Origin of the sequence: Pseudoalteromonas simplex, from assembly GCF_015278155.1 — a bacterium.
GTDB lineage: Bacteria > Pseudomonadota > Gammaproteobacteria > Enterobacterales > Alteromonadaceae > Pseudoalteromonas > Pseudoalteromonas simplex.
In genome coordinates this window covers 38,820-56,035 of the sequence record NZ_JADILN010000014.1, presented here as the reverse complement: position 1 = coordinate 56,035, position 17,216 = coordinate 38,820, and the positions used below count along the sequence as shown (strand labels likewise).

The following is a 17,216-nucleotide window of genomic DNA, read 5'->3' as shown; positions in this document are numbered from 1 at the left end:
GGCTTTTTTGACAACAAAATGCTAGAACGAGTAGCGGAAGCCGATGTTGTAGCGCGCACCGTATTGGTTTGCACGTAACAGCTGCTCAGAGTAACGAACGTAAGTACGTTGCGTTTCATCTGTCAGGTTAAGGCCTTCAACAAACACAGTTAGGTTCTCGTTAACTGAATAGTTCACGTTGATATCCCACTGGCCATAAGACTCAGTAAAGATAGGTGAAGCATGTTGGTCAAAGCCTGTTAAGAACTCATCACGCCAGTTATAAGAAATACGAGCCGATAATCCATTTAAATCATAAATCGCAGAGAAGTTAGCTGAATCACTTAAACCCGGTAGGGCAAATTGATAGCCGATAGCATCTCGGTCTGCTTCAACATCACCAAATACGAAAGTCGCGTTAGCGGCAATACCAAAGCCAGAATCACCAAACATATGTTGCGCTGCTAGTTCCCAGCCCCATAGATTTGCTGTTTCAACGTTGTTATCACGCGATACGAAGAAGTTTGCTAGAGGATCTGTATCGTTACCAACGATAGGTGTGCCTTCTTCTGTGCCTTGGTTTTCGTTGATCTTATCGTGAATTGCTTGATCAGATGGTTGCTCACCCGCTGCCGCTAAATCGTCACGCGCTTGCTCAGCACGATCACCGATGAATGGGTCTGTAATACCGTCAATCGTCTCTTCGGTTGTGATATTTACAAGGAAGTTATCAACTTGCTTACGATAGTAACCCGCAGACATATAGCTGCCTTCACCGTAGTAGTATTCAAGTGATAGGTCGATATTATCTGAAGTATAAGGTTTTAAGTTCGGGTTACCCACAGCCACTTTACGTTGACCCACTTTCGGGTTACCTAAGAATGACGTTGTTGAGCGAAGCGCGCCTACAGGAGGACGAGCAAGGCTGCGGCTGTAAGAGAAACGTGCAATAACGTCTTCAACTACTTCGATATTCATATCGATGCTAGGTAGAAACTCTTTGCTACTACCTTCACCGTTTGAGAATGAGCGTTCATCAGCGTAAATGTAAGACCATTCGTTACCGTTAACCCATTCCATTGCAACAGCAGGGCGCTCTAAGCTGTTTGCTGTAACATCTGTTGATTCGTAACGTAAACCCGCAGTGATGTTCACTGGCATACCGTTAAATTCTGTTTCGAAGTTAGCTTGTGCGTATACCGCCGTTGTTTCTTCGCTTACACGGTGGTCGTCATCGATTGGACCCGCTTGCACCATGCCGTTTACATCAGCAGGCCAGCTACATGCGCCAATACCGCCATCAGGGTGATCACAGTCAATGCTTTCGGCAATCGCGACAATCTCATCAAAATCAGCATCGTAGTAGTAATTTAATAACTTATCGCTACCACCACCAGAGAAGCCATCAAGTAAACCTGAGCTGTCGACACGAGTGAACATGCTGTCATCGTACCAATCGGCAGAGTTCAACCACCAACCAGCAGCAAGCTGACCTGAGTAGGCAGTTGTCGTACGGAAATCGATTTTAGTGTGTGATACACCAAAGTTAATGCTCGATAGAGCACCGCTGTCTTCGTTATACCACGTACCTTTTAACTGGTATTGGTCAAGATCGTTAGTGTTGGTATCTTTGTTTACACCGGCGAAAAGGGTTCCCATATCGCTCGGTAAAATTTCTGCTTGGCCATTGGTTAAGGTCATATCAATAAGCGGAATTTCGCCTTGGCTAAAGTCAGCCATTTTTTCGTCGATATTAACTGTTGGGTTTTCACACCATGAACATGATGTGTTACCAATGATCATAAACGCATCGTGGCCAATACCTACACCGGCACTTTCAGCCGATGAGTTATGCGCATCAAACTCAATGTTTAAATTATCTGTTACTTGCCAATCAATGTTTAAACCAAGCGATTTATTTTCGTTGGTTGTTGCACCACGGTTTAAGTTTGTAGAGTAGTCACCACCAATTTCAGTTACCTGTGTGTAAGTACCTTTTTCATTGATAGTTGCTGCGCTGACGTTACCACCATTATTGAACCATACACCAAAGCTACGGCCATCTTTTTCAAACTCGAGTTTTGAGTAAGTGTAATCAACGGTTGCAGTAATGCGGTCATTCGGTGCGTATTGCAGCACAAGTTGACCATTGGTACGTTTACGAGAATTGTCTGAAAACGCGTAACCTGCATTTTGCGGATACCAGGTTGCGCCATCAGCGCGTTGGTTGTTATCTGTCAGTGCTAAATCAGGAGACGATGAAATATCAACATTTGGGATCCAGTTATCAACTGCCATTGATTGTTCGCGGTTATCACGTTCTTGAACTGAGCCTGAAATTAAAATCCCGAATTTGTCATCGTTGAATGTGTTGCTGTAGATACCTGAAAGCTCAGGGGTTACATCATCACCTGTTTCGTTTGATGTGTCGTGAACTGCTTTTGCACCAATCGAAGCGTGCAAACCAGGATTAGAAAGTGGTTTAGCTGTAGTGATATTAACTGTTGCACCAATGCCACCGCTAGGGATATCAGAACGCGCTGTTTTATATACTTCAACACCGCTCACACTTTCTGTTGCGATGTCACCAAAATCAAATGAACGACCGCCAGTTGTTGGCATTTGGCGATTGTTAAGGGTTACTAAGTTAAATTCAGGGCCAAAACCACGAACCGTAATTTTGCTACCTTCACCATTACTACGGTCAATAGACACACCGGTAATACGTTGCAAAGATTCAGCTAGGTTGGTATCAGGGAATTTACCAATGTCTTCAGAGGTAATTGCATCAACAACCCCCGCAGATTGACGCTTGATATCCATTGATTTTACTAGGCTTCCGCGAATACCTGATACTTGTATTACTTCAATATCACTTGCTTTGTCGGGCTGTTCTTCGGCGACAGCTGAGTGAGGAACTAGCGCGCTTAAACCCATTGCCATAGACAGGCTAATAGCAAGCTGCTTTTTCTTGAAAAGTGTGTGGTTCATGCAAATCTCCAGATTTGGTTTTATTTTATGTTGTTGTCTATTTTTGTAAGCGCTTACATTTCTTTCCAAAAAAAATCGCCGAACCCGATTTTTAAAATGTAACCGCTTACATTAAGTTATTAGAAAGTAAAACAATCGTCAACATAAATAACGCTTATAGTGAAAGGTAATATCTATGTTTATGTTATTATGAGAATTATTCTACCAATGAATTTACTTATTTTAGGTACGAAATTGGCGTGTTAATGCTAAAAATAAAAAATTGAGTCTTTTACATTTGTTAAAATGAGAGGTATTTGCGTGCAATCAGTGAAATGGAATAAAGAAGTATTCACCCCAAGCAAAATTATTTGCGTAGGTCGTAATTATGCTGCGCATATTGCAGAGCTTAACAATGAAACACCAACAAATATGGTGCTGTTTGCAAAACCAAATAGCGCCATCACTGATTCTCTTAATAGCGAACACTTAGGTGAGGCTCTACATTACGAAACTGAGCTTTGCTTTTTAGTTAAAGATAAACAGCTAGCAGCGGTTGCGCTTGGGCTTGATTTAACCAAACGAGGCTTACAAAGCACACTTAAAGAAAAAGGCCTGCCTTGGGAGCGCGCAAAAGCATTTAATGGTTCAGCGCTTTTTACTGAATTTGTTGCGGTTAATGCCAGTTGTCATTATCAATTTAGTCTAAAGATTGATGGAATAGACACTCAACTAGGCGATACAAGGTTAATGCTGCATAACGCAGAGCAAATCTTAGCTGAAATTAGTGATTTTATGGACCTAGAAGATGGCGACATCATTATGACTGGCACGCCTGAAGGGGTAGGGAAGGTTGTCGCAAATTCGAGCTTTGCTGTAACACTTATGGATGATCAACAGGAGCTGTTATCTCATCAGTGGCAGGCTCTTTAAGCGGGTCTAAAATAGAGCGCTGATAATAAGTTGAAAACTCAGGAAAGCTTTGTTCGAGCCAAATTCGTTGGCTTTGCTGGTATTTTTCACTCGGCAGTACTTTGTTTTTCAGCGCCTCATTGATTTCTGCAAGTACTTTTTCGGCATAATTATTAGGCGCATTTGTTGAGCAACCAATGGCACCAAAAACCACATTTTGAGTTGGATTAGCAATGCTGAGCTTTTGAATATTCTGTTGGTTTTGTTGATTGTAATAATCAGCAACAAATGGGTAATCAATTGTGTAATCAATGTAGCCATGCTCTAACTGCGATAGTAGCGCTTGGTTTGCATGGCTGCCGGTGCCACTTAATGCAGCACTCTCATAAAGCTTAGTATTTTTAGCTATTGCATCCAGTTTACTGCCAAATTTTCGCGCATCATTTTGGCCATAAATAAAATTGGCATCAGTCAATAATGAAATTAATGACACTGGATTACCGTGTTTTTGCTTAATCTTTAGCGCTCTTTCTTCAGTACTTAACACGCTAAAGGATGGATAAACTGCAGTTGGAATAGAGTAAGTGGCACGGTTAGTTTTTTTATCTCGATGGATCATGCACGCGTAACACGCTAAGTGGCCATCATCGAGATATTTGCTTAATCGCTTAGGTGGCAATAGTGACTTTTGATGCTTAAAATTTGGCATTGCTTCAATCAGTAAGTCGGTTATGTTGTTGCACAAGCCACCTAAAGGATATTGCTCAGATTTATCAACAAAGAAAGGTTTGTTATCTGTTTCGAGCCAAGTTATAGAAAGCCGCTCTGAAGCATAGGTTATAGGAACAAGCACTATCACCATTATCATGCATAATATATGTTTTACGTATTTACTCATTAACAACCAAAAAAGTTAAATGCTGTGAATTACCATACACTAAAGTATTGGTGAAGTTGTAGGAGAAAGGTAAAAATGATGAATAAGTATTAATAAGCCTATCATTTAATAGACTTATTAATATTGCAGGGAGATGCTCAAAAAGGCATTGGATAACGGTTAAATACGTCAGCGATTTTATCGTTAGCTTCATCGCTTAATTGCACAGAAAAAGCATCGATATTTTCTTTTAACTGCGCCATAGATGTAGCGCCTATGATTGTTGAGCTTACGCCATCCACTTGATTACACCAAGCCAATGCAAGTTGTGAAGGGGTTAAATTAAAGGCGTTAGCAATTTCAACATATTCAGCAATCGCAGCGCGAGATTGTACTGTGTCTCTAAATAAACCATTACGTTGCACTAGCGTCCAACGACTACCTTCAGGGCGAGCACCATTTAAGTACTTACCGCTTAACATGCCGCCACCTAGCGGTGACCAAGGTAGGTAAGCAATATCTTCATGAATACATTGTTCAATTAAATACGGCCAATCTTTGGCGTGCAGGAGACTAAATTCGTTTTGAATAGAAACCATACGCGGAAGGTTATGTTGCTCACTTAAACGCAAGTACTGGCTAATGCCCCAAGGAGTGTCGTCTGATAAACCACAGTGCTTAATTTTACCAGCCTTGATACAGTCATTTAGACCTTCAAGAATATCTAACATACCCGCGATATTTTGATCAGTGTCAGCTTCTGAGAAGCACACTTTACCTGGCCACTGTTTACCAAAGTGCGGTGATGTACGGTTAGGCCAATGTAATTGGTATAAATCGATAACCTCAGTTTGTAAGCGTTTAAGAGATGCATCAACGGCTTCAACCACTGCTTGGCGAGTAATATCGCCTGCATCGCGAACCCACGGTAAGCCGTTACCTGCTATTTTAGTGGCAATGACAAGATCATCGCGTTTGTCTTTATTTCGCGCTAACCAATTACCGATGATCTCTTCTGTTTTACCGTAGGTGTCAGGAGAAGGTGGAACGGCATACATTTCGGCGGTATCAATAAAGTTAACGCCTTTATCTAATGCATAGGCGATTTGTTCATCGGCATCGGCTTGGTTGTTTTGCATACCCCATGTCATGCTACCTAAGCAGACACGAGATACATCAATACCACTTCGACCAAGTGGGCTATAAAGCATAATAGATCCTTGTTAATCGCTAGAATGGGCTTTAAGTGCAGTTAATAACTCATCATTTAACTGAGCTTTTTTACCCGTTTTAAAATTAAACATAACCACTTGTGATGAGCCAATGGTTGTTACTGCGTCTTGGCTTTCACTAAATACAGTGTAATGCATCATAAAGCGATCGTGTTCAATGTCACTAATCTTAACACCAACATGCACCGTATCAGGAAATGTTACTGGGCGTTTATAGCGAGCATTGTTCTCGCTGATCACCGGACCCACACCTGTTACTTGTAAATCTTTAAGAAAGCCTAGTTGAGTGAAAAAATCGATACGAGCTGTTTCGAAGTAGCGAAAGTACACCACATTATTAACGTGTTGTAGGGCATCCATTTCACCCCATGCGACATTTATTTTGGTTCTGATAGGGTGTTGTTCTATAAACGATTGCATAGTAAATCTTCATTGATTGTGAGAAAACTTAGGTTAGCAATATGATGCTTTTAGCTCAAGGAAATTAGAAATCTCAGCAAATCGTGCTAGATTTATAAGTTCACGCTTACGTAAAGTGTGAGTAAAATGAACACACATTAAAGGACCTTAATTATGCAGCAACTAACCTTGAGGGTGATAAAGTGGATTGCACTTTTCATCTTACTTGCTCTAGCTTTGCTCTGTTATAGCATGGGCACAATGTCAGGATTTATCGCTTTAATTGTCGTGGGCTTGTTATTCGAAGCCGCGTTTTGGTTATTTGGCGCACGGCTTATCAGTCGCAAAAAACCAAACCAACAAACAAGCCAAACCTCTTAGCTTGCACTCTCAGGAAGTTTAAATATAATAACTGTATATATAAACAGTTGTTGTGTTCCTGATGAAAAAATTCATTCACATCGATATGGACTGCTTTTATGCAGCTGTAGAGATGCGTGATAACCCCGCGCTTGCCAATGTGCCACTGGCTATAGGTGGTAATAGTCGTCGCGGGGTGCTTTCAACAGCCAACTATATTGCCCGTAAATATGGTGTGCGCTCGGCGATGTCCAACTATCACGCCAAACAATTGTGCCCCGATCTGGTTATCGTGCCCGGACGAATGCAGGTTTATAAAGAAATCTCCACGCAAATTCGCGCCATTTTTGCAAAGTACACAGACCTTATTGAGCCGTTATCGTTAGATGAAGCCTACCTTGATGTAACCGACAGTACCGCATGCAAAGGCAGTGCAACACTCATGGCACAGCAAATCCGCCAAGAAATCTATGACACCACTGGGCTGACAGCCTCAGCGGGCGTTGCGCCAATTAAGTTTATTGCCAAAATAGCTAGCGATGAAAATAAGCCTAATGGTCAATTTGTGGTATTACCCGATCAAGTTGATGACTTTTTGGCGAGTTTACCGCTTGGCAAAATTCCCGGCGTTGGCAAGGTGACCTTAGAAAAGCTGCAACTTAAAGGGCTTTACACAGGGGCTGATGTGCGTGCGAAAGGGGTTAATTGGATGCAGCAGCACATTGGTAATTTTGGCGTCTCTTTATATCAAAAGTGTGCAGGCGAGTACGTTGGCAAAGTGTCAACTGAGCGAGTACGAAAGTCACTCAGTGTTGAGCACACCTATGAATACAACAAAAATAATTTAGACGAGTGTTTAAGCCAGTTACCCCGCTTGATGGATGAATTAACCCGCCGTCTTGATAAACAACAATTAAACAACCGCATCAATAAATTATCGGTAAAAGTAAAATTTGCCAATTTTGTCGTGACCAGTGCCGATCAAAGCCACCATCAATTAGACGAACGCATTTTTGCTGAGTTAATGAGCAAAGCCTATGAGCGAGGTAATAACCAGCCAGTACGCCTGTTAGGGATAGGTGTCGGAATAAAGAGTCAGGCTCACGAGCATTTTCAGCTGAGTATATTAGACTAAAGGTTAACACCTTGGTGCTTGAAAGTTTGTTAGTGTCTAGTTGGGGTGCTAGGCCTGCCTAGTTCAACACCTTAGACAACATTATAACTTAATAAGAGAGATGACTATGCAATCGGTCGTAATCGTGCTGCTCGGAATAGTCGGTATGTTGTTCGGATGGTTCTTTTATTCGAAATTCATCGCCGAAAAAATATTTAAAATGGATGATAATTTTGTCACGCCAGCTCATGAACTTGAGGATGGTGTGGATTATGTGCCAACTAACAAAGTTGTGTTATGGGGCCACCATTTCACCTCTGTTGCAGGTGCTGCGCCAATTGTTGGCCCTGCTATTGCCGTATATTGGGGCTGGGTGCCTGCGGTACTTTGGGTAGTATTTGGTACTATCTTTTTTGCTGGTGTTCACGACATGGGCGCTCTATGGGCCAGTGCGCGTAACAAAGGCAAATCAATGGGCGCTTTATCTGAAAGCGTAATTGGTAAACGCACCCGTGCATTATTTATGATTGTGGTGTTCTTAGTACTACTGATGGTGAATGCGGTATTTGGTGTGGTGATTGCCAAGTCATTTGTATCGCAACCTAACGCGGTATTCCCCGCTTGGTCAGCGATTGTAGTGGCCTTAGTTATTGGTCAGTTACTACGCCGTAAAGTGTCGTTAATTCCGCTTTGTTTAGTTGGTGTGGGAATTCTTTATTACACCATTTACCTTGGTAGTGGTATGCCAATTTCATTACCTGATGAAATGTTTGGTCTAAGTGCGAATGCGAACTGGATCATCATCTTATTTATCTATGCAGCCATTGCTTCATTATTGCCTGTGTGGATGCTGTTACAGCCTCGTGACTTTATCAACGGTATGCAGTTATTGGTTGGCTTAGTGCTTCTTTACGGTGCGGTGTTTGTATCAATGCCAGATATCACAGCGCCTGCGTTTAATACGCAAACGGCGGTAGATACACCAAGTATTATTCCATTGCTATTTGTGACCATAGCTTGTGGTGCGGTATCGGGTTTCCACGGTATTGTGTCTTCAGGTACCAGCTCTAAGCAGTTGAACAAAGAAACTGATGGTCGCTTTGTGGGTTACTTAGGTGCGGTAGGCGAAGGTATGCTTGCACTTATTACACTCGTTGCAGTTAGTGGTGTTGCACTTGCTGTATCACCTGAAGAATGGCATGAAATTTATAGTCACTTAGGTGCAGGTAGTGTCAGCGCCTTTATTAATGGTGGCGCTAACTTAATTGAAAGTGGTTGGGGTATCTCGCAAGAGGTGGCATCAACCTTACTTGCCGTGATGGTGGTCTTGTTTGCGGGGACTACCATGGACTCTGGCGTACGCCTGCAGCGTTATATCATCCAAGAGTGGGGAGATATTTATAATATCAGCATCATTCGTAATGGTATTGTAGCTACACTTATTGCAGTTTTAAGCTGTTTACTGCTTGCCTTTGGAGCTGGTGGCGCTGACGGTAGCGGCGGTATGATCATTTGGCCGTTATTCGGTTCGACTAACCAAATCTTAGCAAGCTTAACCTTACTGGTGATTTCGGTAATGTTAATTAAAGCGAATCGTCCAGCTAAATACACGCTTATACCAATGAGTTTTGTACTCGTTATGGCGTTCTTTGCTGGGGTTATTAAATTGGGCGAGTACTACCAACAAGGTAACTGGTTACTGGTGACACTTGATTTGTTAGTACTGGTTGTGAGCGTACTGGTTATGCTTGAAGCTTGGTCTGTAATTGTTAAGCATCGTAAAGACTCAGCACACATTACAGAGCAGTAAACTTAGCTTGCCAGCCTTATAGTAAGCTGTCTTACTTGGCTGGCAATAGCGCCCTAAATCAATGATAATAAGGTCCTATGTTTTTAACAGCAGGACCTTTTTTATGGCATACCCTCATGCAGTTGCAGCCCCTCAACTAGCGGATGCAAATCACGATGCATTGATTATTATCGGTGATGATTTTTCTTCTTTAGCAGACGCAAGCTTAAGTCAAGCTATTAGCGTTCAACAAGCTGTAGACGCACGTATTGGCAAACAAGTGACATTACTTGTAATTGACTCTAAACGCGTTATTTTAGCGCCTACAGGCCCTCTGAACCGTGATTATGATGATGTACGTCGTTACTTTGATGCAGCAAAGCAAGGTGTACTAGAAGCGAAAGCATCGGGTAGCACTCAGCCTGCAATTTTACTTGCTAACGTAAATCAAGATAGCCGTTACAAGCATGCCCTTGAAGTGGCTTATTTAGGTGCTTGCCAAGCGCTTTGGCAACCACTTGAGGCACGTGAGTTCCACGGCCAAGCGATTGAACCAATTAGCCAAATTAGCCTAGTGGGTGCAGACGAGGCAATGAGCAAAGCGCTTAATGCTATTGCTGCAGGCCAATACGCTGCACGTGATTTATGTGGTACAGAGCCTGAGCGTATGGCACCACCTCGTTTTGCAGACTACTGTGTTGAGTTATTTGCTGGTAGTAAGGTGTCTGTTGAAGTGATTTCAGATATCAACACTATCGATAAAGATTACCCAATGATGAGCACCGTAGCGCGCGCATCTTATGCTGTTGAGCGTCATCACCCACGTGTTGTAAAACTAGAATACGTGCCTGAAGGCGATGTTGAGCGTACCTTAATGTTTGTTGGTAAAGGTTTAGTTTACGATACCGGTGGTGCAGACCTTAAAGTGGGTGGCTTTATGGCAGGTATGAGCCGTGATAAAGGCGGTGCTGCTTCGGTTGCTGGCTTTATGAAATCAGTGGCTGACTTTGCACCAAAAGGCGTAAAAGTGATTGCTTACTTAGCCGTAGTTCGTAACTCAATTGGTTCTGATTGTTTTGTTCCTGATGAAATCATTACTAGCCGCGAAGGTGTGCGTGTTCGTATCGGTAACACAGATGCTGAAGGCCGTTTAGCTATGGGCGACTTACTAAGCGAAATGAAAGATCGCGCTTTAAACGAAGTGAATCCAGAGCTATTCACTGTTGCAACACTAACAGGCCACGCAGCACGTGCTATGGGTCCTTACAGTGCGTATGTTGAAAATGGTCCAGCTCGCGCGGCGAAAATTTCGCGCCAAATTGCTGACTTAGGCGATTTATGGGCAGATGCCGCAGAAGTATCTCGTAGCCGCCGTGAAGATTATGACTTCATTCGCCCTCGCACATTAGCTGATGACGTACTATCAAGTAACAATGCAGCTTCTGCTGTAACTGCACGTGGTCATCAGTTCCCGATGGCATTCTTAGCGATTGTTGGTGGTTTAGATAAACATGGTACTGAATCAGCGCAGCCATTACCGTATGTTCATATGGATATCGCAGGCAGTGGTGTAGAAGGTGGTGATTGGCAACATGGCAAGCCTACCGCCGCAACAGTAAGCAGCTTATTCGCTCGTTATTGTTTGTAAGCTAAAAGCTGTAAGTTTTAAGTTTGAAAAGCCCCGCACAGCAGCGCAGGGCTTTAAACTTATTAAAGAGCTGAATTTTTTCATGAGTTTATTAGTTGTCTTTGAGAATACCTTGATTAATCAAAGACTCTACGATTACTGAAAGCGAACCACTAGGAGGTGAGTCTAAATAATGATCTAATACAATTGCGTTATCTGCAGGTGATGGCCATTGAATATCTTGATAGTTTTCCACATGGTTCGAAATTAAGTATTGTGTTGAAATATAAATTGGTAAGTCTAAATTTGGTAAAATGACCTTTTGTGGGCTTCCAAAGTTTTTTCTATCTCCCCCAATACCTGTACCTATTACTTTTGCGCCGATATACTTTTGTGCGTAGAGTGCAAATAAGCTGGCCGCTGATCTCGTGTTTTCATTGGTAAGAATATAGATTGGAATATTAAGGTCATGATCTGTTAAAGCAGAATGTGAATTTGACTTCACTAAAAGGTATTCCTGAGAGCTATTTTTATCAGCAGAATTGATAACAGTAATATTATCAAAGGCAGCTAATATTAAATTTATTTCTTCATCAATTCTTTTATCTATAGGGTAAGACTCAAGGTTTTGTTTAATTTTATCAACTAAATCTTCGTTCAAGCTCTGTTGTTGCTGTATGGTTTCAAAAAGAGTTGCTAAAAGTTCCACTCTATATTTCGATACATTGCTTGCTATTGCCGCCTTTACATCATTTTTAAATATATCTATACCAAATATCTTTTTGGATAACTCTTTTGAAATTTCAAGTGAGCCGCCTCCATTATCTCGTAAATCAATGATAAGCTTTTTATTTATTTTGTAATTTTCATTCAAATAATGCTGAATTTCTTTAATGCACTCTAATGAACTCAGTTCTGTAAAGTTAGAAATCGTTAATAGAAAGTAGTTTTTAAATTTGCACTGTTTTTTCTTTTTCTCAGTAATTTTTGATGTTTGCTTACCTTTTTTTAATTCTTCTAAGTCAATGAATAAACTTTTGTTATCTCCATACTCAATATTAAGAATTGTTTTCGCATTTGGGTGGTGAAGTTGATATATAACTAAAAGATAATTTGCGGCATCATGCAAATTAGGTTTTTTGTTTAGTAAGGGGAAATAGTTGCTGTACTTTTTTATTAAAGAGCTTGCGTCATCATCGTTAACTTTAATAAGCTTATGAGGGTTGGTTGAATAGCCTATAAAATTAATATTTTTAATATTTATCTCACCTTTTTCTAATTGTAAGGAAATTGGTAAGTTAGTAGTTTTCATTTTATTGAAGCTAATATATGTGTGTGAATCATTAATTTTTGCAACAAATTCAGCTAAATGTAGAGTAAATTCTTGTTCTGAAAGTGTTGGTGAAATCTCTGTTAACAGCCTAAGTTTCTCTGAATATTGTTCCTTTGAAAAAGAGAAATTCACATTAGGGTGAAAGAAGTTTATAGCTTTATTTAGAACACATAAATCTTGTAAATTTGGATGGGAGTAGCTTTTTAAACAATCTCTTAGCTTTGATATTTGAAAATCAATATTTTTTATATTAGCAAAATTTGGTTCTGCGGCATATGCGATTGAAAGCGGTGCAACTACCACTGAATACAGGATTGTTAGGCTAAGTAAGGTTAATCGCGCTTTTTGATAAATAAAGTATTTCAACTATGCTCCGTATGAAATTGTAGACATCTTGTCACTTAAAAAGTTAGCTGGTTTTGCCCTTTTTAATTTCTTCCATTTCACTACTACTTCGCTAATTAAAAGGAACTATTTCCTAAAAAAAAGCATAAGCTTTAGACACAACCCTGTGCTCTAAAGCCTATGCTTGGTCAGGTTTAGTCTTTTATGTTCTTCTTTCGGTTTCTACGAATAAAGCACAGTGCGCCGAGCATTAGTGTAAAGTAACCTGATACACTGCCGCTTGCTTTATCATCTAGGGTTGCATGCTCTGGAATACCATCTTCATTGGTGATTGTGATTACTTCATCAGCGTATTTTTCATTGAATGATTCAGACTCTAATACGAGAGTGAAGCGTCTTGAGCCATCTACCTCTGAATTATCAATAATGTCGATCGTAATGTCTTTTTGTGTTTCGCCTTGAGCAAAGGTAAGTACTTCATCAAGAGCTGTAAAATCAGTGCCGCCGACCGCGCTATCATCCGTCGTTTTTATACGAACTTTTGTTTCAAAATCGGTTGGATCGGATTTGATTATACCAACTAATAGTTGGCCGCTATTTTCTGATATTTGTGTGTCTGAAATGTCTAATTCATAGCTGAAATCAACATCGTTGTCTTCAATCGTTACAATTGATTCATTGAAGATTATGTCACTTTCATCAGATGCTAGTTTGATATTAAAAGAGCGAGAACCATCAACTTCATTATTATCAAATATATTTATAGCTAGTTCTTTTTCAGTTTCTTGGCTCGAAAAAGTAAGGGTCTCATCAAGTGCTGTATAATCTTCTCCAGCAATAGCATCCACGTCTTCGGTGTAAATTCGTATTTTCGAACTACTATCTAAGCCAGAGTTTTTAATGACCTTGAATGTTACTTCATTTTCGTCTTCGGCTATATTGAGAGTATTACTATTAAATTCATAATCTTGCTGAGGTTGAGTGCCCGAAACAGTGAAAAGATCAAATGACGCATCACCTTTTTCACCTTCTATGATATGACTTAGTCTCAGCTGTGCGGGAGTTGTTCTGTAGTTAGATAGATCAACCGTCACTTTTTCCCAAATGTCGCCGTCGGAGTGTTGTTGGCCTTCTTTTCGCCATAACTCAGCCCACGTTTGCGCATTATCGGCGGATACCTCGATAATACTAGTTCCCATATCTTTGCCGTGCATATTGAAGTAAAACTCCAATGTCGGTTTTTCGATGAAGCTCAAGTCATAGCAAGGGCTTAAGTAGTTTAATTTGTCACCTTTTTTGGCATATACAATGTCATCAAAATCAGTGTCATCCCGTTTGCTACTATCAATTTGTAAATAGCTGTGCCCCTCAAAGGGTTCATCAGCACCTGTTCTGCTTGAATTTGAATCAGGTGAGGTTCTAAAAAAGAAGCCGTTATTAGCTACATCTTGAACCCATGGCTGCGCTATTTCTTGATTAAAATTAAAGCCATCTATATGTGGGAATTGAGTAACTATAATTGAGTTTTCGCAGTTTGGTACGGTTCTACCTTCACCAAATTGATTAAAAAGATGGTATTTATCTCTTTGCAAAACGTACTGCATACGGTCTATTTGTTGTGCAGAAAAGTGCGTACGGCAGGTATTTTTTCCTTGGCTCATTATGTTTTTGGCATCAGGGGCGTAGGGAGTACCTTCTTCATCTTCGGCAGAGCCTGTGTATTCGCAATTTTCAATATCATCATCTAAGTCATCAAAAGAAGGAGGGGTGTCGATTATCTGGTCACCGTACAAGTAGCCACGTTCACCGATTTGCACTGAAATAGGTTCATCATCACCATCGGCAAAGGTATGCAATAAACTGAGGTTATGGCCGATTTCATGTGCGAGTGTCGTTGTAACAAGATCTTCTGTGTCAATTAATACACCATCTACGCCAAAGTAAGGAAAAAACGCATTACCATTGACGCCATCAAAGTCTGCGACCATGACATTTAAAGCTGATTTATCAAAATAAGGCTCAATAAATAACACTCTATTGTCTGGTGAGTAATCGTCGTCATAAAAACCAGGCATCTCTTCGTTGGTTACGAAGTCAGTAGATTTATAGTGATATGAGTAACCTGTACCTTGATAATGTGAATTTAAGTTTTCAATTGATTGCTCAATAGTGGCTTGGTCAACTTTGGCATTAGCGCCATCTTTATCGGTTGCTGCAACAATAAAGTGTAATGGAATTTGTTTTGTTTGAGTTGTATCTGCCAGCGCTTGATTAGTTACTCCGAGTAGCGAGTAAGTGCAAATTGCAGCTAACATAGTACGCTTTAAGTGTGTGTTCTTTTTGGGGTGTATGTTTCTTGAAGGCACTTTGGTATCGCTCCTTATTATTTTTGTAATAGTGATTAAATGCCAATGGCAATTTAATTCAGCACACCCCATTAGTTCCTTTTTAATTTATTTATGTAAATCTCGTTAATATCTATTTATCATCTTTTTTTTATCTATTTAATAAAGATCTAATTAAATCAGTGGGTTGAATTTTTAGTGGCTTCAAAAATTACTAGGGGATAAAAAAGAAAGGTTATAGAAAAACCCCGCAAACCATTGCAGGGCTTTTGAAGTGCTGTGATCAATCGAGTTTGAAACGGTTAACTACATCGCTCAATGCTTGTGAGCTATGCTTTAAATTATCACTGGCGTTGGAAAGTCCTTGGGTATTCGACAGTGATTGCTCGGTTGATTGTGAAAGCTCATTAATCCGCAAGTTAACTTCATCTGCGGCGCTGGTTTGTTGCTCGGTAGCGCGAGCAATTTGGCTGTTCATATCTTTGATAATAGTGACTAGTCGTTCAATTTCACTAAGGGAGCTATTTGCTTCACCTGCCTGTGAAACCGTTTCACTTGATAACTGCTGACTTGCTGATACAGCATCAACAGCAGCTTGTGCACCGGTTTGTAGTTTACTGATCATAGCTTGAATTTCATCGGTACTTTTACCTGTACGGCTTGCCAAAGTTCTCACTTCGTCAGCTACAACGGCAAAGCCTCGACCTTGCTCACCAGCACGTGCTGCTTCAATGGCTGCATTGAGTGCCAGTAAGTTGGTTTGCTCTGCAATGCTGCGGATAACATCAAGCACTGAGCCTATGTTGTAACTCTCTGCAGCAAGGTCGGCAGTAACCTTACTCACTTGTTCAATGTTACGTGACAAGGTTTCAATGGCGGTGATGGTCTTGTTAAGAACTTGCTTACCCGTTTCTGCATTTTGCGCCGCTTCATTGGCAGCATGCTCAGCTTGTTCAGCATTCTGACTGACATCATGAATTTGATGGGTCATTTGTTCCATCGCAGTGGCCACTTGAGTTGAGCTGTCGTTTTGCAGTTCTATAAATGAATGATTGGTTTTGCTGGCATCATCAACGCTGTGGGCAAACTGATTCACTTGCTCTGCGTTGTCGGCAACATGTTTTAGTGACTCACGCATTTTTGCCGTGTACAAATTAAAGTAGCGCGACAAACGAGACACTTCATCATTGCCGTTTTCATCAAGCTTTTGAGTTAAATCACCTTCACCTTGTGAGATATCTTTCATCATATTTGCGGCAAGTTGTGTCGGACGAAGAATGCTATTGGCAATTAGGTAGCTAAGCGCAACCAGTAGGGCAATAATCACTACCGCGGTGATAATGACATGGGTACGAAGTGACGAGAACGCCTCTTCAATGGTATCAATGTAGACACCAGAGCCAACAATCCATTGCCACTTTGCAAACCCTTTTACGTAGGCAATTTTATCAACGGGCTGATCTTTACCTGGCTTTGGCCACTTATAGGGAATAAAACCCTCTCCTTGTTTTTTGACGATATTAACCATATCGACAAATAACAACACACCATCTGGATCTTTACTGCCCGCTAGCGATTTACCATTTAATTCTGGCTTAAACGGGTGCATGACCATAACGGGTTCATAATCGTTGATCCAAAAGTAATTGTTATTGTCATAACGTAGTGCAGAAATTGTTTCGAGGGCTGCTTGCTTGGCTTGTTGCTCACTCAGCTTACCTTGCTCAAACAACGCATAGTTATGCTCGATAATAGAGTAGGCTGACTCAACAAGGTTTTGGGTTTTTATGTATTGCTCTTGCTTTAGCGAGCTGTATTGCTGCGTTAAACTCGAGACGCTCAAAAATATCAGCCCTATCACGACCACACTCACTAACATGGCGAGGCGCTGAAAAATTGTAAAACGGCGTAAGTAATTCATGTGTGTTCCTTCG

The 17,216-nt window shown here is 40.9% G+C and carries 12 protein-coding genes; 5 read left to right on the top strand and 7 right to left on the bottom strand.

The window, feature by feature from the left end; all coding sequences use genetic code 11:
* Nucleotides 1-21 precede the first annotated feature (21 nt).
* Nucleotides 22-2,970, bottom strand: coding sequence for a TonB-dependent receptor (locus IRQ78_RS18600; RefSeq protein ID WP_054552599.1), 2,949 nt, complete (start codon nucleotides 2,968-2,970; stop codon nucleotides 22-24).
* Between the two features lie 300 nt (nucleotides 2,971-3,270).
* Between IRQ78_RS18600 and IRQ78_RS18595 the strand changes: the two genes are divergently transcribed.
* A complete protein-coding gene (locus IRQ78_RS18595; RefSeq protein WP_054552598.1) occupies nucleotides 3,271-3,882 on the top strand; it encodes a fumarylacetoacetate hydrolase family protein in 612 nt (203 codons plus the stop codon).
* Here IRQ78_RS18595 and IRQ78_RS18590 read toward each other — a convergent pair.
* From IRQ78_RS18590 to IRQ78_RS18580, 3 genes are all read right to left on the bottom strand, one after another.
* Nucleotides 3,833-4,714, bottom strand: a complete 882-nt coding sequence (locus IRQ78_RS18590; protein ID WP_138600380.1) for an ABC transporter substrate-binding protein — start codon at nucleotides 4,712-4,714, stop codon at nucleotides 3,833-3,835. The genes IRQ78_RS18595 and IRQ78_RS18590 overlap by 50 nt on opposite strands.
* A gap of 182 nt (nucleotides 4,715-4,896) precedes the next feature.
* A complete protein-coding gene (locus IRQ78_RS18585; RefSeq protein ID WP_138616062.1) occupies nucleotides 4,897-5,949 on the bottom strand; it encodes an aldo/keto reductase in 1,053 nt (350 codons plus the stop codon).
* Nucleotides 5,950-5,961: 12 nt separating this feature from the next.
* Nucleotides 5,962-6,390, bottom strand: coding sequence for an acyl-CoA thioesterase (locus IRQ78_RS18580; protein ID WP_054552595.1), 429 nt, complete (start codon nucleotides 6,388-6,390; stop codon nucleotides 5,962-5,964).
* A gap of 153 nt (nucleotides 6,391-6,543) precedes the next feature.
* On the opposite strand from IRQ78_RS18580, the gene IRQ78_RS18575 reads away from it, so the two are divergent.
* The 4 genes from IRQ78_RS18575 (at nucleotide 6,544) to IRQ78_RS18560 (ending at nucleotide 11,280) form a co-directional block, all read left to right on the top strand.
* Nucleotides 6,544-6,750 carry a hypothetical protein gene (locus IRQ78_RS18575; protein ID WP_054552594.1) on the top strand — a complete coding sequence of 69 codons (207 nt, stop codon included), beginning with the start codon at nucleotides 6,544-6,546 and terminating at the stop codon, nucleotides 6,748-6,750.
* A gap of 61 nt (nucleotides 6,751-6,811) precedes the next feature.
* Nucleotides 6,812-7,864, top strand: a complete 1,053-nt coding sequence (dinB, locus tag IRQ78_RS18570) for a DNA polymerase IV (protein WP_054552593.1) — start codon at nucleotides 6,812-6,814, stop codon at nucleotides 7,862-7,864.
* A gap of 106 nt (nucleotides 7,865-7,970) precedes the next feature.
* Nucleotides 7,971-9,653 carry a carbon starvation CstA family protein gene (locus IRQ78_RS18565; protein ID WP_054552592.1) on the top strand — a complete coding sequence of 561 codons (1,683 nt, stop codon included), beginning with the start codon at nucleotides 7,971-7,973 and terminating at the stop codon, nucleotides 9,651-9,653.
* A gap of 103 nt (nucleotides 9,654-9,756) precedes the next feature.
* A complete protein-coding gene (locus tag IRQ78_RS18560) occupies nucleotides 9,757-11,280 on the top strand; it encodes a M17 family metallopeptidase (RefSeq protein ID WP_194442895.1) in 1,524 nt (507 codons plus the stop codon).
* A 91-nt stretch (nucleotides 11,281-11,371) separates the two neighbouring features.
* Here IRQ78_RS18560 and IRQ78_RS18555 read toward each other — a convergent pair whose 3' ends face one another.
* From IRQ78_RS18555 to IRQ78_RS18545, 3 genes are all read right to left on the bottom strand, one after another.
* Nucleotides 11,372-12,958: a S41 family peptidase gene (locus IRQ78_RS18555; RefSeq protein ID WP_194442894.1), complete on the bottom strand. Its 1,587-nt coding sequence runs from the start codon at nucleotides 12,956-12,958 to the stop codon at nucleotides 11,372-11,374.
* 173 nt (nucleotides 12,959-13,131) lie between these two features.
* Complete coding sequence (locus IRQ78_RS18550) at nucleotides 13,132-15,252, bottom strand: Calx-beta domain-containing protein (protein ID WP_194442893.1); 2,121 nt, start codon at nucleotides 15,250-15,252, stop codon at nucleotides 13,132-13,134.
* A gap of 313 nt (nucleotides 15,253-15,565) precedes the next feature.
* The gene (locus IRQ78_RS18545) at nucleotides 15,566-17,203 is read right to left on the bottom strand and encodes a methyl-accepting chemotaxis protein (RefSeq protein WP_194442892.1); all 1,638 of its coding nucleotides are present in this window, start codon (nucleotides 17,201-17,203) and stop codon (nucleotides 15,566-15,568) included.
* Nucleotides 17,204-17,216 lie beyond the last annotated feature (13 nt).

Excerpts from the sequence above, each read along its gene's own strand:
- IRQ78_RS18565 (WP_054552592.1), top strand. The coding sequence starts at position 7,971 with ATGCAATCGGTCGTAATCGTGCTGCTCGGAATAGTCGGTATGTTGTTC.
- IRQ78_RS18550 (WP_194442893.1), bottom strand. The coding sequence starts at position 15,252 with ATGTTAGCTGCAATTTGCACTTACTCGCTACTCGGAGTAACTAATCAA.
- IRQ78_RS18600 (WP_054552599.1), bottom strand. The coding sequence starts at position 2,970 with ATGAACCACACACTTTTCAAGAAAAAGCAGCTTGCTATTAGCCTGTCT.
- IRQ78_RS18580 (WP_054552595.1), bottom strand. The coding sequence starts at position 6,390 with ATGCAATCGTTTATAGAACAACACCCTATCAGAACCAAAATAAATGTC.
- IRQ78_RS18545 (WP_194442892.1), bottom strand. The coding sequence starts at position 17,203 with ATGAATTACTTACGCCGTTTTACAATTTTTCAGCGCCTCGCCATGTTA.
- IRQ78_RS18585 (WP_138616062.1), bottom strand. The coding sequence starts at position 5,949 with ATGCTTTATAGCCCACTTGGTCGAAGTGGTATTGATGTATCTCGTGTC.
- IRQ78_RS18560 (WP_194442895.1), top strand. The coding sequence starts at position 9,757 with ATGGCATACCCTCATGCAGTTGCAGCCCCTCAACTAGCGGATGCAAAT.
- dinB (WP_054552593.1), top strand. The coding sequence starts at position 6,812 with ATGAAAAAATTCATTCACATCGATATGGACTGCTTTTATGCAGCTGTA.
- IRQ78_RS18575 (WP_054552594.1), top strand. The coding sequence starts at position 6,544 with ATGCAGCAACTAACCTTGAGGGTGATAAAGTGGATTGCACTTTTCATC.